1 rRNA gene is annotated in these 1,701 nt (G+C 64.0%); it reads left to right on the forward strand.

The features are described 5' to 3' along the window. Positions 1-184: 184 nt before the first annotated feature. Positions 185-1,691: ribosomal RNA gene (locus ACTQW0_RS08460) — 16S ribosomal RNA — on the forward strand. The last annotated feature ends 10 nt before the right edge of the window (positions 1,692-1,701 follow it).

Here is a 1,701-nt window from a genome sequence, read left to right on the forward strand (position 1 = left end):
GATGTGTCGCATCCGGGCAGACATCGAACCATTTGAAATGGTCTGACTTGGATTCGTTTTTCGCAAGGCCGCCGAGAGGCGGCCCCGAGAAATTCCTTTTCCTATCAAACAGAACCATATGAATCGAACGGAACCGATCAGCGATGACTGAGAGGACCGGACGGGCTCGAGGCCCAATACATTTTGGACGGAGAGTTCGATCCTGGCTCAGGATGAACGCTGGCGGCGCGCCTAACACATGCAAGTCGAACGGCACCCACCTCCGGGTGGAAGCGAGTGGCGAACGGCTGAGTAACACGTGGAGAACCTGCCCCCTCCCCCGGGATAGCCGCCCGAAAGGACGGGTAATACCGGATACCCCCGGGTGCCGCATGGCGCCCGGGCTAAAGCCCCGACGGGAGGGGATGGCTCCGCGGCCCATCAGGTAGACGGCGGGGTGACGGCCCACCGTGCCGACAACGGGTAGCCGGGTTGAGAGACCGACCGGCCAGATTGGGACTGAGACACGGCCCAGACTCCTACGGGAGGCAGCAGTGGGGAATCTTGCGCAATGGGGGCAACCCTGACGCAGCGACGCCGCGTGCGGGACGGAGGCCTTCGGGTCGTAAACCGCTTTCAGCAGGGAAGAGACGAGACTGTACCTGCAGAAGAAGCCCCGGCTAACTACGTGCCAGCAGCCGCGGTAATACGTAGGGGGCGAGCGTTATCCGGATTCATTGGGCGTAAAGCGCGCGTAGGCGGCCCGGCAGGCCGGGGGTCGAAGCGGGGGGCTCAACCCCCCGAAGCCCCCGGAACCTCCGCGGCTTGGGTCCGGTAGGGGAGGGTGGAACACCCGGTGTAGCGGTGGAATGCGCAGATATCGGGTGGAACACCGGTGGCGAAGGCGGCCCTCTGGGCCGAGACCGACGCTGAGGCGCGAAAGCTGGGGGAGCGAACAGGATTAGATACCCTGGTAGTCCCAGCCGTAAACGATGGACGCTAGGTGTGGGGGGACGATCCCCCCGTGCCGCAGCCAACGCATTAAGCGTCCCGCCTGGGGAGTACGGCCGCAAGGCTAAAACTCAAAGGAATTGACGGGGGCCCGCACAAGCAGCGGAGCATGTGGCTTAATTCGAAGCAACGCGAAGAACCTTACCAGGGCTTGACATATGGGTGAAGCGGGGGAGACCCCGTGGCCGAGAGGAGCCCATACAGGTGGTGCATGGCTGTCGTCAGCTCGTGTCGTGAGATGTTGGGTTAAGTCCCGCAACGAGCGCAACCCCCGCCGCGTGTTGCCATCGGGTGATGCCGGGAACCCACGCGGGACCGCCGCCGTCAAGGCGGAGGAGGGCGGGGACGACGTCAAGTCATCATGCCCCTTATGCCCTGGGCTGCACACGTGCTACAATGGCCGGTACAGAGGGATGCCACCCCGCGAGGGGGAGCGGATCCCGGAAAGCCGGCCCCAGTTCGGATTGGGGGCTGCAACCCGCCCCCATGAAGTCGGAGTTGCTAGTAATCGCGGATCAGCATGCCGCGGTGAATGCGTTCCCGGGCCTTGTACACACCGCCCGTCACACCACCCGAGTCGTCTGCACCCGAAGTCGCCGGCCCAACCGCCAAGGGGGGAGGCGCCGAAGGTGTGGAGGGTGAGGGGGGTGAAGTCGTAACAAGGTAGCCGTACCGGAAGGTGCGGCTGGATCACCTCCTTTCTAGGGAGAT

It is taken from the genome of Collinsella sp. LCP19S3_B7, from assembly GCF_052121795.1.
Taxonomy (GTDB): domain Bacteria; phylum Actinomycetota; class Coriobacteriia; order Coriobacteriales; family Coriobacteriaceae; genus Collinsella.